We start from the raw sequence: 23,212 nt of genomic DNA on the forward strand, positions 1-23,212 counted from the left end.
AGTGGCTTGTGGGATCGTCTAGCCATGCGTGGAAGTGAAGCCGTGGACCTCCTCGCCGATCTCTTGCCCCGCAAGGTGGTGCGGGTGGTCGGCGTTGTGCTGCCCCTCGCGCTCTTCGGAACCGGAACCTTCCAGGCCGCGTTCGCCTGGTATGTCGAGGACAAGCACGCCGCGCTCATGGAGGACGTCGTCGGACCGGTGATGCAACGCCTCACTGAGGACTTGAGCGACTCCACAGCCCCAGGAGCACCGTGATCGAGATCGCCGCCCTGGTCGTCTCAGTCGTTGCCCTGATCTTGGCGGGGTTAAGCGTCCTCTACACCCACCGCCAAGCCGTCGCGGTGGCGGAGAGCACGCGGATCGACCGCGCACGCCGCCACGACGAACGGCAGCCCCGTCTCCAGGTCGGCCTCCGGCCGCTCAACAAGCAGGACGTTGACCGCCGGCATCTACACCTCGCCATCCGACTTGACGGACCCGAGCCGCTCACCGCAGTGCGCGTAGAGATCCGCGACGCACCGGGCTTGGTGTTCTCACCGAGCCAGCTCGGTGTTCAGGCACGCGCCCCACAGCCCATCACGGAGGGGGAGATGCGCGCCCCTCGAGGGACGGACGTGCTCGCCCCCGGCGGCGTACTGACGTGGCAGCTCGAGATCGACAGCAGGGAGCCCCGCCGCCCACGCACAGCACGCCTACTCATCCACACGTTCAGCGGCGACGAGCCGTGGCTGACCCAGCACGAAGTCCGCATCCCTCCTGGCCACAGGACCCTCGTCGCGAGCAACTGACGACGTGCCCACGTTACGCAGCGAGTCCTGGTCGTACCAGCCTCGATTATCGATAGCGTCGGACGATGTGACCGCTGAAGGCGAAGACACGGCCGCCGCGCTACGGCGGATCGAGCTGAGCGTTCACATGGTGCGCCGTTGGTCCGCGCTGCTGCTCGGTCAAGTGCAGGCACCCGAACCGGGCAGCCGCCTAGCCCGCGACGACGAGCTGTTCCCAGCCCTGCCGACGTCGACAGTCACCTGGTATGCAATGAACTCCGCCATCGACCACCTGGACCTCGGCGCTGACCTACTGCAGGCCGAGAACGCGACAGTTCTGCGCCCGAGCGCGTTCTACTCGATCACTAGGTCCGCGCTCCTCGGAGCCGCCCAGGCGCTCTGGATTCTCGCCGGCGATGATGACGAACGCGCCATCCGCAGTCTCCTCGTTGTCCACGACGAGGCGCACATGCAGAGCAAGTTCCTTCGCGCGTACCTCGACGACGCCACCTTCGCCGCTGATGTGACCCCCCAGCTCGTCGAGAAGATGAAGGACGACGACGGGCGGCTCCGGGCACGTCTCTCGACCGTCAAGGCCGAGCTGAAGCAACGCGGTCGACACAGAAGGTTCGAATCAACCGAGGTGATCAAGGAAGTCGCGCGTTGGATGGCCCCGCGGGAGCGGTGGCTGCGTCGGGCGATCCTCGATCAGTGGATGCGAGGGTCTGCGGCCGCACACTCACGCATGTGGTCGCTGCATGTCCGCCCGGCGGAGAGCGAGCCCAGCCCCGACGGTACGGGTGTCGTCCGGCGCACGACAACGACCCCAGAGGACGTCGCCCAGGCGTACGGGGCTCCGACCCTGATCCTCCAGGAGGCCCTTCGCCTTTGGGATCGCGACAGGAGGGTGGCCCGTCCAGCCACACCATTCCTGATCGCTGAGCCGATCATCCGCCCGACTCTCCACCCGTAGACCGTGTTGCTGGCGGCGGCAGCGTCGCTGGGGCCCGCTGGTTCAGGACGGCTCGAGTCTCCGCAAGACCAGGCTGTCGAGATCCGTCAGACTCCAGCGGTCTTCGCGCAGCAAGCGTTCCTGGAGGATCTGACGAAGCAGCCACACTGCCAGATCGCTCGTCGGGGTTGTCTCGGCTCCGGTCACTGGGAACCGCGCCGCTCGCTCTGACGTGCTGCCATGCACGATCTCGGAGCGGCGTGCATAGACAGTTCGTGCGATATCGAACACCTCCTCGGCAGAGACGGGGGTATTCGCACGGGAAGACAGCAGTGCCGCGGCCCGCATCGCGATGCGGAACGACAGCTCTGCACCCTTCTGCCCGAGCAGCGCCTCGAGCCCGATGCAAGCATCGACAAGTTGGTCGTCTGCAGCGTCCCTTACCACCGCGGTTGAGAGCCGGCGAGAGGCCAGCCGCACCCGCTTGTCGGCGGAGCCGAGAGCTCTGGTCGCGGCGGGGAGGCGCTCAAGCTCGTGACGCGTGACCGTCCTGCCCGACCTGAGCCATCCGAAGTCGTCGAACACGGACGGGTACCGTCGCGTCGTCTGGAGAAGGCTGTAGGCCGGCAGGGCGTCCTTCCACCTCGCCGCCCACCCGCGCGGCCGCTGGAACACGCGCGCCCAACCGGTGTCGGCAGACGAGACGATCCGCAGCGCTTCACAGATCAAGTCGACGCCGGCGGTGTCCGGCGGGTCCTCGGCTTTGAGGAACCGCCTTCCCTCCCCGGGATTGGTCAGCGGCGGCATGTCGACGACGACCGCGAAGCGGGCCGCGTCCGCGACCGGCCCAGGGACGCCGCTGATGTCGTAGTCGGACGCCATCGCTCTCAGGTCGTCGTCGCCTAGCGCCTCGATGCGCGCGTGGCTATCGACTTCGAAGGTGTCCTCGAGTTCCAAGCTGGTGAGCACAAGGGGTACCACAAGTTCGCGGGACAGCTCGGGGGCTAGCCACGACCGCTCCCGCTGCTGGTACAGGTTGACGATGTCGGGCCCGTCCAGCTCGAAGCCGAGCGCCTTGGCCCGGTCGTAGATGTCGGTCGGGAGGTTCCGAATGATCATGTCGATGACGCTTCTTGCGAGGTCCACGGGTGCGTCTTCGCGCAGGGTCGGTCCTACTCGCTGGAGGAGGGCAGGCGTGTCGTGGACGTACGCGACGAGCGAGGCCATCGTTCCGAGATCCTCGTAAGCGATCGGGTGGATGGCATCACGTGTGCTAGCGAACAACTTGCCATACGCGATCGCATCCGTCTCCGTTGCCCCCACGTCGCTGCCGACGCTCGGCCAGCCACTGTCGAACGCCGTGACCGAGCGCCGACGCCGCTTTGGCACGAACTTGTGGTCGTCGCGCGCTAGGTACTCGGTAGCCCGCGCGTCCATCTCGCGCACCACGTCCATGGTCAGCTGAAAGAGGGTCTCGTCCAAGACGTCGATCGACTCGCTCACCATGCCATCCAACCGGAGGTTCCCCCTGAGCGACCACCGCCGGGAGCCGGGTGTCTCGGGCCAGTACACTCGGGAGCGCACACCCTGATTCGGGTCGCCCAAGGGCTGGGTGAAGTTGTCACCAGGTCCCCCAGCGGTCAAGCACGCCGGTCTAGCCTCTCGACCATGAAGCGACTCGTTCTCCTGGCCCCTCTGACCGTCCTTGGCCTGGCAGGGTGCGCCGCTGCACCAGAGGCCGAGCCAGCTCCGACAGTGACCGTGACCGCCGTGCCAGTCGCTTCCGAGCTGCCCGCTGAGTGCGCAGAGGCATTCACTGCCATCGAGGCACTACTCACCCAGGCGAGCGAGACGGGCGACAACTGGCAGGCGTACGCGACCGGTCCGGTCGTGGATCTCATGACGGGAGCGGCGAGCGAGGACGAGGTGTTGGCTGCCCACACCGCTGCGGTCGCGATGCAGCAGGACCTTGCCGACGCCATCGCGGCAACCGACTACGCCGAGCTCAAGGCCGCGTGCCTCGCTTGACCCTCACGGGCGTCGTCCCTGCGTGACGTGCGTTCCGCGCTCAGCCGTCTGGGGGCCGTCGCGATCGAGTTGCGTCACGAGGCCGCACATTTCGTTCCGGCGCTTCGCGTGCATCTCCTACGATTCACGGATGGCCGACCAGTCCACCCCGCGATGGTTTCGGGCCCGTACGCCCGCGGCGCTTGGTGCCGCCCTGCGCCATGTGCGGCGCTCGAGGGGCCTGACCCAGACCGAGCTCGGGGATCGCATCGGAGCTTCGCGGCCGACCGTCTCGCGGATGGATCGTGGCAGCGAGACGGTCTCGCTCGGCACGGTGCTGGACGTCGTCGCAGAGTGCGGTTTCGAGTTGATCGTCGTCCCCCGCGGCTCGATGCTCAAGGTGGAGTTCCCCGAGGACCAGTAGCGCGGACCTTCGCCCGCACGATGGCTGACCGGTGCACACTAAGTGGCGTGACTCGTGACCTCCATGACCCTGGCGCGAACCCGTGACGCAGGTTGGCTACGACGAGCTCGACCTCACCACGGCGACCGGGGCGTGGGCGATCGTGGCCGAGAAGGCCACCACCTACCTCGACCTCCGCACCACTCGGGTCCTGCGGCAGCCAGGGCCGGACGCTGACCCGGACCGGCACGACGGCTGCTGGGTGCCGCTGGTGGCACTCCGGGACTGGGACACCACCGAGGTCAAGCTCATCAGGGTCGGGCATGAGCGGCTGGCGTGGATCACCGCCCCTGAAGGCGTCGAGGGCCGCGCCCAGCTCGCGCACGTCCAGCGAGTCGTGCGCGCGATCCGCCAGGTAGCGCCCGAGGACGTCCCGGTGGGGCGCCCGGTGGACCCCGACGCAGGGTGGCGCCTGCCGGACCGCGGGTGGGACGAACTGCGTTACCCCGAGGACTGACCACCCGCGTGGACTCACCCGCCGGTCAGTCCCGGGGGAGACCCATCGCGAGGGAGTTGCACCTCTCGCAACGCCGCATCCCGCGCGGTGGCCACGGGTGGTCGGTGTAGACCCCGACGCTCTCCCCGCAGAGCGCCCATCCGGGGACTGACACACCAGCCAGTGCATGTACGAGACCGTCCTCCGGGGCGGGGCGTCCCTCACGTGGCACCGACCGGGTCCACGCCTGCACGAGGTCGTCGCGCTTGAGCCCGCTGGTCAGCCCGCGGGACGCCGCGCCCGGCTGGGGTATGAGCTCGATGTCCCACGTGTGGTCACCGGTGCGCTGTTCGAGCATGTGGTTGTAGGCGTCCCAGCGGGACGTCCACTTCTTCGCGTTGCTGGTGTGCGGGGTGTACCCGCCGATTGAGTCCCACCACAGGCCGCTGTGGTCGAGGCGGACCCGCCAGCACCGGCCCGACGCAATCTCCGCGTCGCGCGCCGCGACGAGCTCGTCGGGGTCCACCTGGGGGCCGCGGGATCGAGCGGACGGCTCGATCGGCTTCGCAGCGTCAGGGCGGATGCGACGCGTTCCCGTGTGGCTCTCGCTACGGGCGACCAGGCGCGGGTCGTGCTCCATGCACTCGACGGTAGAGGCTCCCGCCGACAGGGCAGGACGAGGCACGCGGGGGACGCCCACGATGTCACCGGGGCGTCAGTAGGCAGTCGCGGTGTACTCGCGTGCGTCGATGCGGGCACCGTCCCAGTGCTCGTTGATCAGGTGCTGGGGGAGGGTGACCCCGCCCTGCAGGTACCGGGCGGTGCAGACGATCTCACCGTCAGCGTCCCGGAACACGACGACTCCGCCGGCGTCTGTCGCGACAACCCCGGCGGTGTTCTCCTCGTTGTACCGGGCGATCCGCATGCCCGCGGTGAGCCGGGCAGCCAGGGTGCCCTCCGGCAGGCCCAGCAGGCCCTGCTCGATCTGGACCAGGTGCCGGTCGACGTCGCCCTGCCCGTTGAGGAACTGGTCGGTGTGCACGCAGTTGAGCTGGACGTACTGCCCGTCGACCAGTTCCCATCGCACGTGCAGGGAGCAGCCTTCCGGGAGGACGTCCGGGGTGATGTGCTCGATCAGGTTCTTGTGGCGCAGGCCCTGCTCGCGGATCTCGGCGCGGATCTCGTCACCGATCCACCGCGGCCCGATCACCGGGCCGGTCGCAGCCTGCTCGAGTTCGGCGGCGAGCCGGGCGTCCCGCGCCGCACGGTCGGGCGTGGCCCGCGCCGCCTGCTCGGCTTCCCACGCCGCCCGCTGCTCACGCTCCAGCGCGGCGAAGTGCTCCTCGTCGTCGCGCTCCCGCTCCTCCCAGTACTCCGCGTCAACCTTCGCGTACCGGGCGCGGAGGTCGGCCTCCTCCTCGGGGGTGTACCGGTCCGGGCCACCAACCCGGACGGTGTACGCCCCGTCGATGTCCTTGCGGACCTCGAACGTCGGGTCGCCGGTCGCGTCCAGGCGCACCCGGACCCTCGTGTAGCCCTCGGTGGTCATGCCGTACTCGTACTCGGTCACCTGGTCGAGGAGCCGCACGACGACGGCGAGGCCGTCAGCGTGGACGCTGACGTTGTTCGTGGTGCCGCACCACCCGTACACGCGCTCCTCGCCGGACATGTTCGTCACGTACGGGGTGGGGGAGAGCGCGGTGTGCGACTTCCCCGTGCTCGTGTCGGTGATCGTCGCCAGGTACACCACGTCGCCGTGGCGGAGCTCACCGGTGAGGGGAGCGTCGAGGTCGCGGTAGAAGCGGGCGATGCGGTACGTGCTGGTCAAGATCTTCTCCCTATTCGTGAGGCCCCTGCCCCGTTGTGTACGGACGACTCGGCTGTTGTATAGACAGTCTACGAGTGGTCTCCTACACGTCTGCTTTTCGGGCGTCCCCGATGACCGGGGCGCGCCTCCCAGGACCCAGTTGTGGGAAGGTGAGCGAGTGACCTCGCGGGCGACGTTCCAGGATCGGATGGTCACCGCACAAGCGCGGTGGGTGGCGTGGTGCGCCGCGCACGAGGTTGACCCGCAGGCCGCGACGGTGCGGCACGTTCAGGACGCGGTCCTGGACCACCAGCTCGCCGGCCTCGACGTCGACGACGTCGTGGACCTCCTCGACGCGGCGGCGATCGCCACCGGCACCGGGCGCGACACCCGGCTTCTCGACCTGCGGATCGCCCTGTGACCGCCCCACGGGTCGCGGTGACGCGCGCTCAGGTCGCGGCCGCGCGCGGGAAGCTCGTCACGGACGCGAGGCAGGGTCGGGACACCCCGGCGTGGGTGGGCCGGGTGGCGTGCGCTGACGGCGACCCGGCATGGGAGCCGGGAGGGGAGGGCCTGGCACGGGTCGCGGCGTGGCGTCGACGGTTCGAGCTCGCCCGGCGACGTCAGCGCGCATGGGTGACCCTCACTGCCGTCCTGCATAGTGGGCGACGCGCGACCTGACGTGAGCAACGGGAGGCCCCACCTAGGCGGGGCCTCCCGCGGCGTTATGCGGCCTGGGCGGTGCCGCTGGCCCAGAAGCCCGCGACGGCCCGCTCAAACCGGTCACGGGCTTCCTGACCAGTCAGTCCGCGCAGGTCGACCCAGGTGTCGATCGCGCGGGGCGCACCGCGCAGCGACTCGACCCGGATCGAGCCGTCCTCGAGGGGGATCGCCCGTACCCGCGCGCGCCCGGGCCGGGTGTTGAACTCGGCGGCGAGGTCGACCGCGTGGCCGACTTCCTCGTTGCCGCCCTCCGCGGCAAGCTCAGCCCGCCATCGGTCACGTAGGCGCCACCCGCGCACGTCGAGGGGCACCTGGGACACTGGGATCGTGCCGGCGCGCACTGCCGCGTCCGCTTCCGTGTAGGAGATCGTGTCCCAGTCGATGCGTACGGACGCGGGCCGGGGGACGACGCGCCCCGACCGGATCGCGTCGTCCCGTAGCGCACGCCGCTTGCGGGCCCACCACGTGGCCCAGTCCTCCGTTGTCTTCCCGTGCGTCGCGAGCCATTGCCATTCAGTGCGGTACCGGTCGGCGACGAAGCGTTGCTGCGCCCGCCCGGTGAGCCGGTCACGGTGCGCCTGCCACGCCGCCTCTTGTTCTGGGGAGAGGACCGGTGGGCGCAGACCCCGGTAGTGCTCCTCCCCGGCGGCGAGGTAGTCCCAGTGCGCCTGGGTGACCCGCTCGGCAGGCAGGCCCTCCAGGTGTGCGCGGTACCTCGCTAGGTTCGCCGCCTGGGTGGGGGTCAGGTCACCCGCAGGGACCTGGAGCGGTTCGCGGGCCTGCGTAGCGAGCGGGTGCGCGGCGGCCGCGGCTCGCACCTCAGGCTGCTTGTCAGCCAGGCCGAGTCGGACCACGTTGACGTCCTTGGTGGTCGCCAGGTACGCGGCCCGTTCGTCACCGCGCCTCGCCCTGGTGCCGAGGAGGGCGCCGCTCTCGTGATCGCGGATCTCCTCCCGCCAGTACGCGGGGTCAACGCGGTCGAAGACTGCGGCGGCTTCAGGGTTGTGGGCGGTCAGGCGGGCGATGGCGCGCTCCCGGCCACGTGCTGCCTTCCGCTGCACGTTGGTGGACCCGCCGCGCCGGCCACCGTGGCGGCCATCGCACCGGCGACGGGCTGGGGATCCGGGTTCACTTCCTGAGCGGCACATCGGGGGGTTCCTCCTCGCCGGGATCGGGCGTCCCGCTGTATAGACACGATAGGTGACGGGTCCGACACTGTCCGCGGGCGGCCCCTACCCACAGCCGAGCGCCTTGAGCGCCTCGACGAGCGCGTCGAGCTTGGCGGTCAGGTCCTGCAGGAGCGAGACGGCACCGGTGAGGGCGAGGGCGATCGTGGCGAAGCGGGTCGTAGGGGTGGGGGACTGGGGAACGTTCTCTGCGCTGCTCATGACCTGGACCGTCCGGAGCAGTCCCGGTCACGCACGGAGGGACGCCCGATCTTGCTGGCGCCCAGGTCAGACCCCGTTCCCCGCCCTCGCGACGCCGGGGCCTTCCCCGAGCGCACCCGGCGCGTGGCATGGCTCCCAGCGGCCTCGGGCGGGCGTGTCAGCGGACACGACGACGCCCCGCACACGAACTGTGTGCGGGGCGTCGCTACGGGTAGGTCAGAGGAGCGCGGATGCGGCCATGATCGCCGCGGCGGTTGCCAGCAGGCCCCCGTAGACGGTGGCCGTGGTGAGCACGTACCGGTCGAACGCGGCGGCCTGCGCTTCGGTCGCGTCGGACGGCCACGCCTGGCCGTGGGTCACCCGGTGGGCGACCGACCGCCAGAACGGGGAGAGCCGGCGGGGCGCTCGAGGGGGCGTGGGGTTCTGGGTTGCTGCTCGGTGCTTGCTGCTCATGGTGCTGCTGTTCCTTCCGTGCGGGTTGCTGCGGCTGGGGGCGTGGTGTTGTTCACCGTGGCGGTGGCGGTGAAGGTGGCGGCAACTGCGGGGGAGGTGGGGTTCCCCATGAACTCCCAGTGCCAGGGCTCGAGCGGGCCGAACCCACCGGCCTGCGCCCACGGGGGGTTCACCCACCCGTACTTGGGGCCGTGCTCCATCATCCAGAGGTAGTTCGGCATGTTGTACTGGTTGACGCCACCGAAGTTCGCCAGGTCAAGGGCCATCCCCCACCCGTGGTTCGACGTCCCTGGGGTTGCTGCCAGGGGTCCCTTCGCTCGCTTCGTCGCGACCTGCGCCTCATAGGAGCGGTACGAGGACGTGATCGCGAGGTTCTTCCCGTGATCGGCCTTGTACTCGCGGTTCAGAGCGACGATCGCGTCCACCGCGTCACACCGGGCCAGGTGCTGCGGAGCCCAGGGGATCGCGCACATCGCCGCGAGGGGGATCTTGCCGTTGGAGTACCCGCCCCACGGCTGTGGCTTGCGGTACACCCCGTCCCACACGATGGGGGTGAAGTCGTCACCGAGGAGTTCGCACCCAGCCCCGTCATCAGGGGTGTGCCTGAGCGGGACGGTGCGGTCACCGTCGTCACCGAGCTCGGGGCGGTCCAGGTCAGGGTGCGGTGCCACCGCGGCCAGGTCGTCCCACAGGGTGTCCACCGCGGCGCGGGCGAGTGTTTCCCACTTCGCGTATGCGTTCGGGTGCCCGGACCGCTGCACTGCCTGCGCGGCGACGGTCACCGCCGCGTCCTCCCACCCGTCGACGTCCACGAGGCCAGGGTTCGTCGTCGCCCCGTAGAGGAAGGCAGTCGTGGCGTATACGGGGTCGGTGATCTGCTCGGTCGTGCCCCATCCCATGCTCGGGCGCTGCTGAAACAGCCCAAGGGAGTCCCGGTCACCACCGTCGAGGTTCCGCAGGGATGACTCCTGCATCGCGGTCGCGATCGCCACGACGCCGGCCTGCCGCTGCACCGCGTCAGCGGCACCACCGGGCACGACCACGGACCCCTTCACCACGGCGAGGATCGTCACGGCGTGCCCGGACTGCTCGGACGTCAACCCGTCCAGGGTGACGTCCGAGCCCCCTGGGGTAGGGGTGTCCCCGGCGAAACACGCGTCGTACTCATCCTGCTCGGCCTGTGCGACCGCGGCAGCTGTTTCGGCGGTGATCTGCGCGATCATCGCCGCGGCCGCGACCCCCGCGACCGGGGGACCCAGGACGAGGACCGCACACGCCCCACCGACCACCGCCCGCCCACGTGGCGTGGACAGGATCTGCGCACCAACGCGCAGAGCGACCTTGCCGACAACAGCCCACGCCACAGCTCAGCCCTCCCAGTCGTAGAAGAGCCTGGCCGCGGCGCGCTCAGCGGCTCGCTGTGCACCGCTCGCGTCTTCGTACGCGCGGAGGGCGTCACGGGTCGCCGGACCTAGCCCGTGCTCACGGACGACGTCGTCAGCCGTCTTGCTGCCGCTGTCGAGGGCGGCCTTGAGCTTCTCGATCAGGTCGACCCCGACGCCGTCAAGGGCGTCCTCGAGGGTGACGTTCGCGGCCTGGAACTCCGCCTGCGCCTTGTCGACGACCTCGGTGCGGGTCGCCAGCTCGACCTTGAACTCGTGCGCGGCACGCACCCCCGCCTGCGCAGGAGCCATGCCCGCCTTCACGTGGTCAGCGGTGCGGGCCTCCACCCACAACTCCCGGCCGTCCACGAGCGAGTCGCGGTGCGCGGTCGCCTGCTGCAGCCGGGCGTCAGCGGTGTGGACGTCTGCCATCGCAGCGTCCTGACGTGCCTCGGCGGCCTTCGCGAACGTTGGCGTCTGCACCACCGCACGCCACGCCTGGGCACGGTCACGGGTCGTGTCACGCACGGCCTGCTCGGCGTGCCCGGCGCGTTCCTCGACGTCATGCCCACGGAGCGCCTGCTCCTGCGCCTGTAGAGCCTGCTGCCCGGCGGCCCGCGCTCGTGCGTCCTTCGAGTGCGCGACGAGCCGCCCCGCTGTGGCAGAGCTTGTCACCGCACCACCGAGCCCACGGGAGTTGGCGCCACGAAGCATCCCGGCGGCTGCACCACTGACACGCGACCCGGCGCCGGCACCTGCGGCACCACCCGCGAGCCCAACCGCCCCGAGGACGGCGGCCTTGCCCGCACCACTGACGCGATCCAGGGCAGCGGTGGCGCCCGCTGGGGCGACCCCAGCAGCTTCGTGCATCCATTCGCCGACCTGCTTGACGAGCTTCGCGGCGACGACCACCAAGGCGAGACCGAGGATGCCCACGGCGATCGGGCGGAGCGCTGCTGGCAGGGCGAGGTTTACCCCGGCGTACCCGCCGTCCACGAGACGCTGCACCTGCACCAGGGCCCACAGGACGACCCCAAGGGCGGCACCGGTCGCGACACGGGTGATGAGCGTCGAAACGAGCGCTTCCGCCCACCTCCGCACGATCGTTGGGCGGGCCAGACCGACGAGGCCGACGATCGGCGCGATCGCGATGTAGACAATCAAGCTGATCTCGGCGACGACGGCCATCAGCCCGAGGGCGGCGAGGGCGAGCATCGCCGGCACGATCGCGATCCCGGTGCCCGTCGCGGTCAGCGCAGCGTCGGTAGCGCCACGCGCGACGGTGTACGTGATCGGGTCGTTCTCCTCGAGGTGCCTCAGCATCGCGGTGCGCAAGACCCACTTGTAGGAGCAGAGGGCTTCGGGGTTGAGGTCCTCAAACTCGGGGTTGCTGACGTCGACCGTTTCGGGGGAGCGCCCGGACACCGCGCAGCGCGCTTCTTCGCGGCGGTGCAGGACGGACGCTTCCTGCTCGGTGTACGCCGCCGTCCACCGCCACACCTCAGCCATCGTGGGCTGGCCCGCCGTCTGGGAGGGGATCGCCGCGACCGGGACCGGGACCGTCCAGTCGCGGGTGATGTCCGGCACACCACTGGACTTCGTCATCGTGAACGCGTCTGGTGCGGGGTCGTCACCAGCTTCACCGAGCGCCCCACCACCCCATGTCGTACCGACGAGGGCGTCGAGCACCCCAGTGGAGAGGTCGCCGCCACCGGTGCCCTGCACCGTCCCGAGAAATGCGGACTTCGTGATGCCCGTGACCGTGTCGTTCACGGACCGAACGACACCGAAACCGGCGCTGGTGGAGAGGAGCCCGAGGCCGGCGATGACCGCGACCATCCACACGAGCCCGCCCCACGCCTGCTGGGAGCGCCCACGTGCCATGCGGATCATCGCCGCGCAAAGAGCCAGCGCGATGATCGCGGGCGCCCACTCGAGGAAAAAGCTGCCGTGGAGCGCCTTCACAAGGGTTTCCGCACCGCCCAGCAGCGCGCCCACAACCTTCCCACCGAGAGCAAAATCGATGACCGCGCCCGCGAATCGCAGCGGTGTGACCACGAGCCAGTTCCACGCGACGTTCGCGATCGTCGCGCTGCCCTTGCCGGTGGCGTCACACCAGCTCATCCCGAAAGTGCCGTAGTTCATGCCCAACCCGGCGGGGTAACGGGCGACCTCCCCAGCAGCGGGGTGGACGGCCGCGTACACGCCCTCGTCGCCGCCGTCCGGGCCGGCGTAGCGCTTGACCTGGGCGCTGGTGCCCCACTGCGCGGACCCAGTGATCTCGGGCAGGGTCTGGTCGGGGTCGCAGCCGAGCGCGTACGCCGGTTCGGCACTGACGAGCGCCCCGGCGAGGACGCCAAGGCCAACGAGGACGGAGGCCACGGACAAGGCGAGGGGGCGCGCCCACCGGCGCCGCTTTGGGGTGGCTGCTGGGGTGCTCATCGGGGTCACCGTGCTTCCGTGTGCGGGGTGGGGTGTGTGCGGGTGGTGGCCCTGGTGGGGAGGTCGTTGAGGTACGCGTCGAGGTCGGCGCGAAGCACGAGGGTTCGACGGCCGTCGCGGCGGGCCGGCAAGGAACCGTCAGCGAGACGCCGGTAGACGGTGGCGGGGTGTACCCCGAGGAGCTGCGCGACCTCGGTGGGGGCGAGCGCAAGGCGCGCGTCATAGGGCACCGCGGGGGCGGTGTGTGCGGGGGCTGCGAGGCTCTGCGTGCTCATGCGAAAAGCCTACGTGACTGTCTATACAGCATCACCGGTTGAGCAGCGGCCCCCGCTACCTCCTGAGCGTGATGATGCGCTCAGGAGGGACGCCCGGATTCGCGCGCAGGGCGCGACGTCGCACACCGACGGGCGGCGCGCGATCCTGCACCTCACCGGCTACTCGGTGCTGCGCCTACCCGCGCCAGGCGGAACACGCCATGAGCCGACGCGACCGGCTCGAGTGCGTCGTGGGCGTCCCCGGCGGCGCGGTGCACCTCCTCAGCGCGCCGGCCACCAGCGCCACGGGCTGTTCGCGACCCTCCCGAACTGATGTACGCTATGTACATCAGGAACATCCTGAACAACCCGCCTTCGTAGGGAGCATCGTGACCCGCACCATGCCTCTCGTCACCGAGCGCACCGCTCGTGCGGCGATGGTTGACGTGTCCGTCAGCCAGGCGCGCACCAACCTCAAGCTCCTCTTTGATCGGGCGGTCGCCGGCTCCGCCCCGACGATCCGCCGCTCCACCACGAGTGACCGCATCGCACTCGTCGACGCCGCACGCCTACGCGCAACGCTCGAGCACCTCATCCCGAACCCTGGGGCCGTTGTCGTGCACGAAGAGGGCGAGTGGGCGGCGTTCCTGCCGGGCCTGCCGATCTCCGCGGCCGGAGCAACGCTCGACGAAGCCGTGGACGACCTGATCGTTGCCTTGCGGGAGTACGCCGAAGACTGGGCCGACCGGCTCGCGGGCGCTCCGAACCACGCTGACCGGTGGGGCCTGGTGCAACTCGTCACCCTCTCGAGCGATGACGAGCTCCGCACCTGGCTGACCGCCACGGCCGCGTGAGCGGGAAGCACCCCGCCCCCACAAGGGACGCCCACGACACGTTCTGCACCACCGAAGGGTGGACCCTCGCGCGCGGCGCCAAAGGTCAGCCCGTCACCCATCACCGCACGTACGAGCTCACGCTGCCGGACGGCCGGATCTTGCGGACCCGGATCAGCAAGCCCGTCAACGGGCGGACGTACGGCCGATCCACCTGGGGGCACATCCTTCGGGACCAGCTCGAAGTGAGCGCCGACGAGTTCTGGGCGTGCGTGAACGACGGAACACTGCCGGACCGCGGCCACGAAGCCCCACAGCCACCTGCGGAAGCCGTGCCGCTCGGTGTCCTCATGAAGCTCCGCTCCGACGTCGGCCTGAGCGATGAGGAGATCGCCGGCATGACGAAGGACCAGGCCGTCGAACGGCTGAACGTCTTCTTCACGACCGGAGCTTGAGCCCGCCGTTGGCATGCGGAAGGGCCGGGAGCCCAGCACAAGCTCCCGGCCCTACACCCACACCACAGCACCCAGGCGGGGAGGTGAACCGCCCAGGACACCTACGGTACACGCTCGTATAGACAGAGTCGTGGACTCTGTGCGCAGGTAGGCACTCGACGCCTCCAGCGCTGAATGCTTACCTGCCGGTCGTGTCCCAGTCCCGGGCTTGACCGCTCGCCGCCCACTCGTCCATCGCCGCGGCGTAGGTGGCCGGGTCGATCTGGTGTTCGGGGCGGACGATGATCGGGTCGTCCCAGTCGTCTGCGAACCGGGACGGCCGCTCAGGGGTGCAGCCGGTCATGGGGCCTCCGGTGTGGTGGGCGGAGCGAGCCACGCGGTGACGTGCTGGCGCGTGACCGTGCTTGAGGTCCCGCTGGCCGCTTCGCCGCGGACGAGTTCTTGGCGCGTGCCTTCGTCGAGGGTCGCGTTCAGGATGCTTGCGAGCTGGGCGTTTGTTGCGTCGGGGTGGGCGGCCTTCGCGCTCGTTGCGACTTCGTGCCGGCGGGCGGCGATGCGCGCGCGGCGGTTCTTGCGGGCGGCGAGGCGCTGAGCGAGCCGCTCCTCCGGGGTGGAGCCGTCATGCACGTGGGCGTCCCCTCCAGCAGTGACCAGTGGTGCGGTGGGCTTGTTCCCGGCGAGGAGCTGCGTGATCCTCGCTGGTGTCAGCCCGAGCTCGGTCGCCAGGGCGGCTCGCGTTTCGCCTCGAGCGACGCGTGCGAGGAGCGCCTCGGTGCGGCCCTGGCGGGCGCGAGCCTGCGCGTCAGCGAGGGTCTCGGCGAGATCGGTGAGCGCCAGGGTGCGTTGCGCGAGGTCGGGGATCGCGAGGACGGCGTCGACGGCGGCAGCGACATGCTGCGCCGGGGTCAATGCCATCTGCTGGTCCATACCGACCACGGTACAGGTAGGCCCGTACAGGCAGGGATAGGGGCTCTTCAGCTGGGTACGTGCCACCAAAGGTTGGGAGGGCGGCGGGTGCGTACGTGCAGGTCGCCGGGGTGCCCGGTGTGCGCGCGAGCGAGTGGGGGACGCCCGGATTCCGAGTGGGGCGGGAACTCACGGACCGCATGCTGCGGGTGCCACCCCAGCTACTGGTGGTGGGGGAGGGCCTGAGTGGCTGCCCATCCCCTCTGACCAGCACGAATACGCTGGCTCAGCCGGGCGGCAGGGTGGCCGATACAGGGGGAGGGTGCTACACGATTCTGTCCAAACACGCGAACTTGACGATAGACCCTCTACCCCTGTACGGGCCTACGCCTACCCTAGTGGTAGGCGAACAGACGTTCGAACACACAGCACGACCCAAGGAGATGTGACCATGAACACCAAGCTGACGACCCGCACCGCCATCGCCGCGCTGGGCCTCGGCCTGGTGCTCACCGGCTGCACCGCCGAACCTGTCGAGCCGGCCGTGCCGGTCGCCACGGAGCAGCCCGCCACGCCCGCACCAGCCCCCGAGCCGGTCGAGCCCGAGGTCCCAGCCGTCACCGCGGACTCCCCGGTCGGTACCGAGGTCCCCGCAGACCAGGTCCAGGCTCTCCGCGCCGAGGGTGTGCACGTCTACGTCCCGCGGACGGGCGAGGCGGCTGTGATCGTCGCTCCGGGTGAGGTTCCGGACCAGGTGATCGAGCACGTGCGCGCCGAGGCCGGTAGCGGGTCGCCGCAGGATGTCCGTGCCAGTGTCAGCGGCATCATGAGCGAGTTCGAGGACGCTGGGACCGCCGCGCTCATCCTGGTCAAGCTCGAGGCCGGCTACACGGTCTTCACCCCGAACGTGCCGGGCGCGAAGGAGTTCTGGACCGCACGCAACGGCGGCGCGAAGGGCTGGGACACCAAGGAGCAGGCGATCGCTGAGGTCCAGCCCCTGACCGACGCCAACCCGGAGGCGACGCTGATCGACGCCACCATCTGACCCCAACAACAGAGCGGCCCCGTCACCTCCCAGGTGACGGGGCCGCTCTTGTGGTCAGGGCCAACCCCACCACGTGTGCTCGTGCGCCTGCCCGCCGTAGTAGTACGCGGCGGCGTAGAACTCACCGAAGTACTTCCCGTACCTGTCGTAGACGGTGTGGTGCCGTTCGTAGTTGCAGTACCCCTTCCACTGGATCAGTGGCCCGTTCGTCACCGAGTAGTTCGGCCCGGTGATGTAGGCGGACACGTTCGGGGCCGAGCCCGTGGTCGGGGTGTACGAGCCACCGTTCACCAGCTCCTCGCGGAAGGCAGAGACGAGGATCTCGTTCGTCACGGCGTCCAGAACCGGGAGGTACGGGCCGACGTTCGCGGCGCACCACGCGTTGGACCGGGTCGTGGTCTCAGCGATCGTCCGGCCCGCGCAGGCGTCGGTCCCTGAGAACGCGGTGTTGTACCCGTCGGTGGCATACGAGCGGGCGTACCCGTAGTACGTGCCGTACCCGAGACCACCGTAGGAGCGGGAGTTCTGCTCGTACCACGTGCCGGACGACCCGAGACGAACCTGGTTGATCCCACTACCGGACGCGGAGATGGTGATCGCACCGGGGGAGGTGTTGTCGGTCGTGGTCGCCCCACACGTCGGGGTAGCGGGCGGGTTGAGCCGGTCCGTACGGGCCGTCGTCGACGAACTAACCGTGTTGAACCCGTCGCTGTTCGTTGCGGTGAGCGTGAACGCGGTGTCATCGGCCAGCGGGTCCCACGAGCTGCTCGTCCCGGTGCGGCCCGTGTTCCCGAGCTCGATCGACCGGTCATCACCCCGGGTCGCGGTGAAGGACGCATTGATCGTGCGGGTCGTCGCCGACCACGTGGGGGTGGACGCAGCCAGCAGGAGCGTCGACCCCGTGCAGGAAGACGTGTCAGACCAGCCACCACCCGCCGGGGACGCGTTCTGCGACCGCACCGTGAACCCGTGCAACCTGTTGTGCGGGAGCCGGTCGATCGTCCGGTAGTGGTAGCCGGTCACGCCCTGCCCGGTGGCCGTGGAATGCGTGGCGTCGACGTCGTACGCGGTGTACGCCGACTCGCTCGCGGGCAGGCCCATCGTGACGACCATCGACCGGGTCGTCGCCGCACTCGTCGAGCACGACGGCGTCGGCGGTCGCTGCAAGGCACTCTCGAGGGCGCTCCACGGTCCGCACCCCGATGCGTTGCAGGCCCGCGCCCGGTACCGGTCGGTTGTACCAGGCGTGCGTCCGCTGTGGACCTTCGTGGCCGTCGCGACTTCGGTTCCGACCGCAGCCCACGACGTCGTGCTGAGCGGCGTGCGTTCGAGCTCCCACCCGCGGTCACGGGACACGCTCGCCTTGCTCGTCGGACCGCCGCCAACCCAGCCGGCGTACGTGCGCGCGACCGTCGTCGTGAAGTTCGTGTTCGGGGTCGCCACGATCGACGGCGCAGCTGGGGCGGTGAACGCCGCGGCGGCCGCGTTGGTCGCCGAAGCGAGACGGGTTGTGCCCTTGTACGTCGCACCGACTGCTGCACCCCACGGGAGGTTCAGCCCCTCATCACCAGCTGCGAACTTCTGCTCCCACCGGTTCACGGCCACAACCCGGTACGCGTGGCTGTGCCCGTAGTCGGCACCGCCCCACCCGGAGCGGCCGGTCACGCTGGTGCGCCCGTCGGTCCAGGTGGTCACGGCCCCTACCCGGCCGCGCAGCTCACCGTCGCGGTAGATGTCGTACCCCGTCGCGCCAACCACGGGTGCCCACGTGACCTCGATGCTCGTCGGCGCACCAGTCGCGACGACCCCCGTCACGACAGAGGGGCGCAGACCAGTGACGACCGCGTTCGAGCCCGGGCCAGGGGTGCCGTCGCGCAGCCCGGCGCGCACCGAGTACACGGCGGTGTACCCAGCGGGCAGGCGGGCGGAGCCGACGTTGTCAGTCCAGGTCGTGACGGTGGCGTCCAGGAGGGCGACCGGCTCAGGAGAGCTCATCGTCCCGCCCTCAGGCCCCATGGTGCGGTACACCACCCACGACGCCGTCAGCGTGGGCGTCAGGTCCTCCCATTCGAGGACCGGCTGGCCCGCACCGACCACGGGGGTGATCACGCTGAGCAGCGGCGCGGTCGCCTGGAGGTCGTCAGTTCCGGTGCCGGCCCTTTCGCCGAGCCCGTCGAAAGCGGCCGAGGAGGGGAGGTCGATCGGCTGCTGGTCGGTCGGGGTGCCCTCGAGTGCCCACGCGACTCGCTTGATGTTGCGGGTGTCCTGCACCGGGGTGGGGATGACCTTGTTGTCGGCGTTGAAGTAGGTGAAGGTTTCGGTCGCCGTGTAGTTCGGGACGACGGTCCGGGCGGTGTCGCGACTTCCACCGGAGCACGATTCGGCGTCGTAGAAGGTTTCGGTCAGGATGAGCTCGCCGCCGGTCGCTTCGTAAGCGCGCAAGCGGCATGTGCCGTCGCGGACCACGCTGACCGTCAGACTCTGAGCCTCTGCGACGCGGATGGCCACGCCGTCCTCGACGTCGCGCCGGATCGTGCTGTTCGCTGACTGCAGCCCGGTGTAGACCTCTTCACGGTCGCCGGCGAAGTCGTACTGGCTGTTCGCGAAGTGGTAGATGCCGATGCCGATGCCGATCAGGACCGGCATCAGGATCACGGCCGCGACCAGGACCTCGACCATCGTGACGCCACGGTCGTCAGCGGCGTGGCGCTGGAGGCGGGAGCGGATGTTCTGGGGGGTCATGGGGCACCTCTCGGGTCGTCTGTGCGGCTGGGTCGTGCCCCCGGAGGTGGTGGGTGGGGCGAGTCGAGGGTGGGGATGGGTGTTAGGGCTGGGGGGTCATGACGCGGGTGGCGGTTCGCATGTGCCGGCGCGCCGTGGTGAGCGGTTCACCGACCGCGTCGGCGAGGGCCTCGAGCGTGTAGCGCCGGTCCTCACGCAAGCGGGCGAGAAGGGCGCCACGTTCGAGGCGGAGCTGGTCAGCGTGCGCCTGCGCGGTGCGGTACCGGCTGTTGAGGTCGGTGAGGGCGTCGAGGTCCTCGGTGAGCAGGGTTGCGGTCGTTGCGGCCGTTGCGGTCGTTGCGGTCGTTGCGGTCGTTGCGGTCGTTGCGGTCGTTGCGGTCGTTGCCATGTCAGCTCCTTCGATTGTGTCTATACACATGGTAAGTGACGGCCCATACGCTGCCGCCGACGGCGGTCAAGGGGTGGTGGGCCAGCGACCCTCGATCACGGCGACCGTCGCGGCGAGGTCGGCGTCAGTGCACTCGACGTCGTAGCCCAGGCCGGGGAACGTCGCGTACCCGTACGCCTCGGCGGCGCAGTCCGCGCTGCGCTCGAGCGCGCTGACCGAGACACCCGCGGTGTTGGTGCGCGTACCGCCAAGGGCCCTGGCGAGACGCTCGACCCGCCGATCGACAACAGGGGCGAACAGCAGCTGCCGGACAGGGGCCTCGGGGCGCCCGACCAGGTCATTCTGGGCGACGTGCGCGGCCTCGTGGGCGAGCGTCGACGCGAGGAAGTCCCTGTACGGGCGCATCTGTTCGTCGATGTCGCCGACGGTCGTGTCGGGGTGTGCGCACCCGGAAGCCGAAGTCGCGCTCATGACGATGACGCGCGGCTGGGTGGCCCGCACGGACCCGCCTGTACCAGCTTCGAGTTCACTGACGCGTACCTCGATGCCCGACAGGTTGAGGTGGCTGAGGACATCGTCCGCGATCGCGGTGATGCATGGGTCGAACCATGACGCTGCGTGGTGCTCGTCGATCCTGGCGCTGAGGTGGTGGGCGGCGGCGGCGACCATGCCGGGGACGGCGATCGCGAGGACGGCGAGGCAGCTGTAGATCCGGGCGGCGAGGGGAGTCACGGGGCACCTCTTCCTCTCAGGGCTTGTATAGACACAGCCTAGGTGAAGGCAGGTACAGAACCGCCGGTGGCGGCAAGAGCCGCCGGACTGCCGCACAGGAACGGCGCCCAGGGACGCCCGAACTCGCTCGCCCAGCTCGACACGCGTGCCAGCGCCAGCGCGAGACCCCGGTCAGGGGATGGCCCCCGGTCCGGTTTCCGGGTGCAGCAGGGCCCCGCGCTGGCTGTTCAGGGGGTGGTGGGCGCCTTCGTGCGGCTGGGGCGACCCGGGCGAGGACGCGCGGTGTCGATCCGCGCCTGCTCGAGCGCTTCCGCCGTCCACACCAGCTGGGTGCCGACCCGCTCGGGTTCGGGCAGCCAGGCCGGGCGCGGGTGGGCGTGCACGTATCCGCGCATCGTGCTGACGCTCAGGCCAAGGCGCTCCGCCAGCATCCTGATCGTGTAGAGCCCGCCCGGGCCGGGCTCGACGTTCGGGTTCGGGGTGCTCTTCGCGGCGGGGCTCATGCCGACACCAGCTCAAGCGTTGCCTGGGCGTCCCCACCGGTCGGGGCCTCAGCGGCAGCCGCGGCGCGCGCGCGGACACGCCCGACGGTCGCACGACTCGGCATCCCCGGTAGCCGGCTGATCGCCGAGTCCGTCATGCCCTGCTCGACGAGCCGGAGCACCTCCGCATCACGGGCCGCGTCATCGACCACAGGGGCCGTAGGAGGCCCTGGGGGTGTCGGGGGTGCGGCCGGTGCCCCCACGGCGGCCGGTGCGGCCACAGGCGCTGGAACGGGCTGCGGGGCAGGGTTCTCGGCCGAGGTGTGCTCGGTGATCGCGTCCTGCGCGGCTGCGCGGCGCTCGGCGACCCGTGCCGCGGCTTCCAGAGCGGCGAGCTCGGACTCCGCGTCAGCCCGCGCGCGGATGCGCGCGATCGCCGCCTCGGCCTCAGCGTCCGCCTTCGCCTGGGCGACCCGTGCAGCGGCGGCGTCATCAAGGAGCGCCTGCTGCCGCTGGCGGTGAGCGGCGGCTTCGGCTGCTTCGTGCTCGGCGGCACGTGTGGCGGCGGCGGCGACCTGGGCGGGTGACGCGATGAGAACCCGCTCGGTCAGGAACGTGCCGAACAGCACCAGGGAAGGGAAAGACGCGGCCATGACCGCTGCGGCGACGGACGCTCCGGTCGCGACCGCGTGCGCGTGGTTCACCCACACGGACAGGCCGGTCAGGACAGCGATGCCGAGCCAGGCGAGGACGACGAGGGCCCGCTCACCCCGCTGGCGGTAGATCGACGCGACGAAGCTGAACGCTACGAGCGCGACGTCGTACGCGATGAACGCGCCCCACGCGAGGGTCGGGTGGGCGAACTCGCGGGCAGTCGCAACGAGCGCCTCGGCGCTCATCGCGAAGCTCGGGGTGACGACGACGGCGAGGAGCACGAGCGCGAGCCACACGCCGCGGCGGGTGTCGGGGTTGAGCTTGGCTGGGGCGGGTGTCTGGGCGGCGCTCATCGCGGCCCCCTCTCTAGAAACGTCCAACAGTTCTGTATGACTGGTGTCGACGCTACCGGCAGAGATGCACAGCGCACCGGTCCCCGCCCGCGGGTGCTCACCAACCCCGCTCAACCCCGCTCACCACGGGTGCTCACCGGCCCGCTCAAGGGCCGCTCACCACGGTGCGCACGCCCGCTCATCACGGGTGCTCACACCTGCTCACCGGGCCGCTCACGCAGGGGTGCGCGTACTGCTCACGTGAGCGGGCGGCGGGGTGCTCAACGAGCAGCGTGGGACCGCTCACCGGGGTGCGCACACGCACGCTGCGCAGCAGGTGACGGTGCGCACAGGGCGGGTGTGCGGTGCGGCCGGTGCGCAGCGCGGCGTGCTCACGGGGGGCAGCCGGGTGCGCACACGGGCCGCTCAGAGCACCGGGGCGCGCAGCCTGACCGGGTGCTCAACGAGCGGCCGTGGGCGGGTGCGCGGGTGCTCGCCGAGGAAGTGCGCATGAGCAGGGGTGCGCAGCCGAGTCACGGCGCCCTGGACGCCTGCGCGCGCCTGTCGCAGTCGAGCTCACCCAGAGCAGGCCGGCGCGCATGCCCGTAGCTCAGACGGGCAGGGCGGGGTCGGTCGTGGGCGTCCCGCACCACGGGCACCACAACGCGCCCGCGGGCACCCCGTCATGGGTGCAGGCGGCTTGGCGTAGGTGCGTGCGGACGGTCGCGATCGCGAGGCGCACAGCAGCCCTCGGGGTGGGCAGCTCGACCTCGCTGCCGGTGCGCAGGAGTACCTGGTCGCCATCCCCGAGCTCGAGGTGGATCTCGTAGATGCCGGCGCGTTCCCGTAACGACCAGCTGGCGCCGTCGACGTTCCCGGCGATCACCCAGGGGAACGCGTCGAGCTCCTGGGCCGCGGTTGCTCCGAGTTCGGCGGCCGCCGCAGCTACCTCAGCGGCGCTCCCTGGCTCCCACGGGTCGGTCATGGGAGTGACGGTAGCGCGGTGCGTGTGGCGTCGCGCGCGCCTGACCTGGGGGTTTCCGTGTCCCTTCTCGTCGTCACCAGGCGTCGGCGGCGGCGTTCAGGTCCTCGTCGGACGCTGCCCCGGCGTCCTCACGGGCTCGTTCAACCCAGCCACTACCCCGGAGGCGGGCGGCATGCTCCCGTGCGAGCTCGGCGACGTGGTGCGCCCCGAGCGGTACCCCGTCGACGAGGCCGTATCGGGCGCCGCCGGTGTCACCGAGGGCCTCAGCGAGGTCAGTAACGAGCTCGTGGGGGAGGGCAGGGTGTTCGAGGAGCCGGGCGAGGGCGTCGAGAAGGGCGGCGGCGTCGGCGTTCTGCTGGGTGCTCATGGTGACCATCATCGCGACGGTTCGAAGAGGGGTGGACGACGGCACGGGGCCGGAGAATCGGGCGTCCCCAAGGGTGCCGTCATGACGGCAGTCCACCCGGGGCTGGGGGAGGCCCGAGCGGGCGGCCGGACAGCGGCGCGGCGGGCGGACCGACTGCAGCGGCCGCCCCGCCCCCGGCCCAGCGTCGGCCTAGGTGCTGGGTTGCGTTGGCGGGTGA

28 protein-coding genes are annotated in these 23,212 nt (G+C 70.4%); 10 read left to right on the plus strand and 18 right to left on the minus strand.

The genetic code is table 11. The features are described 5' to 3' along the window. Positions 1-42: 42 nt before the first annotated feature. The 3 genes from GXB85_RS13510 to GXB85_RS13520 all read left to right on the plus strand — a co-directional run bounded on the left by GXB85_RS13510 (position 43) and on the right by GXB85_RS13520 (position 1,740). Positions 43-255, plus strand: coding sequence for a hypothetical protein (locus GXB85_RS13510; RefSeq protein ID WP_161918185.1), 213 nt, complete (start codon positions 43-45; stop codon positions 253-255). Next, entirely contained in the window at positions 252-788 is a 537-nt protein-coding gene (locus GXB85_RS13515; protein WP_161918186.1) for a hypothetical protein, read from the plus strand. The genes GXB85_RS13510 and GXB85_RS13515 overlap by 4 nt, the downstream gene beginning before the upstream one ends. A 67-nt stretch (positions 789-855) precedes the next feature. Next, positions 856-1,740 carry a hypothetical protein gene (locus GXB85_RS13520; RefSeq protein WP_161918187.1) on the plus strand — a complete coding sequence of 295 codons (885 nt, stop codon included), beginning with the start codon at positions 856-858 and terminating at the stop codon, positions 1,738-1,740. A gap of 42 nt (positions 1,741-1,782) precedes the next feature. Here GXB85_RS13520 and GXB85_RS18925 read toward each other — a convergent pair whose 3' ends face one another. Next, positions 1,783-3,222 (minus strand): HEPN domain-containing protein, encoded by a 1,440-nt coding sequence (locus GXB85_RS18925; RefSeq protein ID WP_161918188.1) that lies wholly within the window; start codon positions 3,220-3,222, stop codon positions 1,783-1,785. Positions 3,223-3,387: 165 nt separating this feature from the next. Between GXB85_RS18925 and GXB85_RS13530 the strand changes: the two genes are divergently transcribed. From GXB85_RS13530 to GXB85_RS13540, 3 genes are all read left to right on the plus strand, one after another. Continuing rightward, the gene (locus GXB85_RS13530; RefSeq protein ID WP_161918189.1) at positions 3,388-3,747 is read left to right on the plus strand and encodes a hypothetical protein; all 360 of its coding nucleotides are present in this window, start codon (positions 3,388-3,390) and stop codon (positions 3,745-3,747) included. Positions 3,748-3,877: 130 nt separating this feature from the next. Next, positions 3,878-4,150: a helix-turn-helix domain-containing protein gene (locus GXB85_RS13535; RefSeq protein WP_161918190.1), complete on the plus strand. Its 273-nt coding sequence runs from the start codon at positions 3,878-3,880 to the stop codon at positions 4,148-4,150. Positions 4,151-4,232: 82 nt separating this feature from the next. Beyond that, entirely contained in the window at positions 4,233-4,646 is a 414-nt protein-coding gene (locus GXB85_RS13540) for a hypothetical protein (RefSeq protein ID WP_161918191.1), read from the plus strand. Between the two features lie 25 nt (positions 4,647-4,671). Here GXB85_RS13540 and GXB85_RS13545 read toward each other — a convergent pair whose 3' ends face one another. Both GXB85_RS13545 and GXB85_RS13550 read right to left on the minus strand, forming a co-directional pair. Next, positions 4,672-5,265 (minus strand): hypothetical protein, encoded by a 594-nt coding sequence (locus tag GXB85_RS13545; RefSeq protein ID WP_161918192.1) that lies wholly within the window; start codon positions 5,263-5,265, stop codon positions 4,672-4,674. Between the two features lie 75 nt (positions 5,266-5,340). Then, positions 5,341-6,453: a hypothetical protein gene (locus GXB85_RS13550; RefSeq protein ID WP_161918193.1), complete on the minus strand. Its 1,113-nt coding sequence runs from the start codon at positions 6,451-6,453 to the stop codon at positions 5,341-5,343. A 157-nt stretch (positions 6,454-6,610) separates the two neighbouring features. On the opposite strand from GXB85_RS13550, the gene GXB85_RS13555 reads away from it, so the two are divergent. Then, positions 6,611-6,853, plus strand: a complete 243-nt coding sequence (locus GXB85_RS13555) for a hypothetical protein (protein WP_161918194.1) — start codon at positions 6,611-6,613, stop codon at positions 6,851-6,853. Between the two features lie 304 nt (positions 6,854-7,157). Here the strand turns inward: GXB85_RS13555 and GXB85_RS13560 are convergent, their stop codons facing one another. From GXB85_RS13560 to GXB85_RS13585, 6 genes are all read right to left on the minus strand, one after another. Then, entirely contained in the window at positions 7,158-8,216 is a 1,059-nt protein-coding gene (locus GXB85_RS13560; protein WP_161918195.1) for a hypothetical protein, read from the minus strand. 171 nt (positions 8,217-8,387) lie between these two features. Further along, positions 8,388-8,543 (minus strand): hypothetical protein, encoded by a 156-nt coding sequence (locus GXB85_RS13565; RefSeq protein WP_161918196.1) that lies wholly within the window; start codon positions 8,541-8,543, stop codon positions 8,388-8,390. Positions 8,544-8,759: 216 nt separating this feature from the next. Next, positions 8,760-8,996 (minus strand): hypothetical protein, encoded by a 237-nt coding sequence (locus tag GXB85_RS13570; protein WP_161918197.1) that lies wholly within the window; start codon positions 8,994-8,996, stop codon positions 8,760-8,762. After that, positions 8,993-10,360 (minus strand): M15 family metallopeptidase, encoded by a 1,368-nt coding sequence (locus GXB85_RS13575; protein WP_161918198.1) that lies wholly within the window; start codon positions 10,358-10,360, stop codon positions 8,993-8,995. The genes GXB85_RS13570 and GXB85_RS13575 overlap by 4 nt, the downstream gene beginning before the upstream one ends. 3 nt (positions 10,361-10,363) lie before the next feature. Beyond that, complete coding sequence (locus GXB85_RS13580) at positions 10,364-12,820, minus strand: hypothetical protein (RefSeq protein WP_161918199.1); 2,457 nt, start codon at positions 12,818-12,820, stop codon at positions 10,364-10,366. A gap of 5 nt (positions 12,821-12,825) precedes the next feature. Then, a complete protein-coding gene (locus GXB85_RS13585; RefSeq protein WP_161918200.1) occupies positions 12,826-13,095 on the minus strand; it encodes a helix-turn-helix domain-containing protein in 270 nt (89 codons plus the stop codon). Positions 13,096-13,463: 368 nt separating this feature from the next. On the opposite strand from GXB85_RS13585, the gene GXB85_RS13590 reads away from it, so the two are divergent. Together GXB85_RS13590 and GXB85_RS13595 are read left to right on the plus strand one after the other, a co-directional pair. After that, positions 13,464-13,928, plus strand: coding sequence for a hypothetical protein (locus tag GXB85_RS13590; protein ID WP_202627968.1), 465 nt, complete (start codon positions 13,464-13,466; stop codon positions 13,926-13,928). Then, positions 13,925-14,362, plus strand: a complete 438-nt coding sequence (locus tag GXB85_RS13595) for a cytotoxic translational repressor of toxin-antitoxin stability system (RefSeq protein ID WP_161918201.1) — start codon at positions 13,925-13,927, stop codon at positions 14,360-14,362. The genes GXB85_RS13590 and GXB85_RS13595 overlap by 4 nt, the downstream gene beginning before the upstream one ends. A gap of 178 nt (positions 14,363-14,540) precedes the next feature. On the opposite strand, the gene GXB85_RS13600 is transcribed toward GXB85_RS13595, so the two are convergent. Continuing rightward, a complete protein-coding gene (locus tag GXB85_RS13600) occupies positions 14,541-14,705 on the minus strand; it encodes a hypothetical protein (protein WP_161918202.1) in 165 nt (54 codons plus the stop codon). Continuing rightward, positions 14,702-15,289: a hypothetical protein gene (locus tag GXB85_RS13605; RefSeq protein WP_161918203.1), complete on the minus strand. Its 588-nt coding sequence runs from the start codon at positions 15,287-15,289 to the stop codon at positions 14,702-14,704. Before GXB85_RS13605 ends, GXB85_RS13600 begins: the two co-directional genes overlap by 4 nt. 430 nt (positions 15,290-15,719) lie before the next feature. Here GXB85_RS13605 and GXB85_RS13610 point away from each other — a divergent pair, with 430 nt between their 5' ends. Further along, positions 15,720-16,313 (plus strand): hypothetical protein, encoded by a 594-nt coding sequence (locus GXB85_RS13610; protein WP_161918204.1) that lies wholly within the window; start codon positions 15,720-15,722, stop codon positions 16,311-16,313. A 54-nt stretch (positions 16,314-16,367) separates the two neighbouring features. Here the strand turns inward: GXB85_RS13610 and GXB85_RS13615 are convergent, their stop codons facing one another. From GXB85_RS13615 to GXB85_RS13640, 7 genes are all read right to left on the minus strand, one after another. Beyond that, positions 16,368-19,055: a hypothetical protein gene (locus GXB85_RS13615; RefSeq protein WP_161918205.1), complete on the minus strand. Its 2,688-nt coding sequence runs from the start codon at positions 19,053-19,055 to the stop codon at positions 16,368-16,370. 82 nt (positions 19,056-19,137) lie between these two features. After that, positions 19,138-19,443 (minus strand): hypothetical protein, encoded by a 306-nt coding sequence (locus GXB85_RS17890; protein ID WP_202627969.1) that lies wholly within the window; start codon positions 19,441-19,443, stop codon positions 19,138-19,140. A 66-nt stretch (positions 19,444-19,509) separates the two neighbouring features. Further along, the gene (locus tag GXB85_RS13620; RefSeq protein ID WP_161918206.1) at positions 19,510-20,112 is read right to left on the minus strand and encodes a hypothetical protein; all 603 of its coding nucleotides are present in this window, start codon (positions 20,110-20,112) and stop codon (positions 19,510-19,512) included. 290 nt (positions 20,113-20,402) lie between these two features. Then, entirely contained in the window at positions 20,403-20,678 is a 276-nt protein-coding gene (locus GXB85_RS13625; RefSeq protein ID WP_161918207.1) for a hypothetical protein, read from the minus strand. Next, entirely contained in the window at positions 20,675-21,664 is a 990-nt protein-coding gene (locus tag GXB85_RS13630; protein ID WP_161918208.1) for a hypothetical protein, read from the minus strand. Before GXB85_RS13630 ends, GXB85_RS13625 begins: the two co-directional genes overlap by 4 nt. A gap of 589 nt (positions 21,665-22,253) precedes the next feature. Then, positions 22,254-22,628, minus strand: coding sequence for a hypothetical protein (locus GXB85_RS13635; RefSeq protein ID WP_161918209.1), 375 nt, complete (start codon positions 22,626-22,628; stop codon positions 22,254-22,256). Between the two features lie 73 nt (positions 22,629-22,701). Next, positions 22,702-22,995, minus strand: a complete 294-nt coding sequence (locus tag GXB85_RS13640) for a hypothetical protein (protein WP_161918210.1) — start codon at positions 22,993-22,995, stop codon at positions 22,702-22,704. Positions 22,996-23,212: the final 217 nt, after the last annotated feature.

Source organism: Cellulomonas sp. APG4, from assembly GCF_009996735.1.
Taxonomy (GTDB): domain Bacteria; phylum Actinomycetota; class Actinomycetes; order Actinomycetales; family Cellulomonadaceae; genus Actinotalea.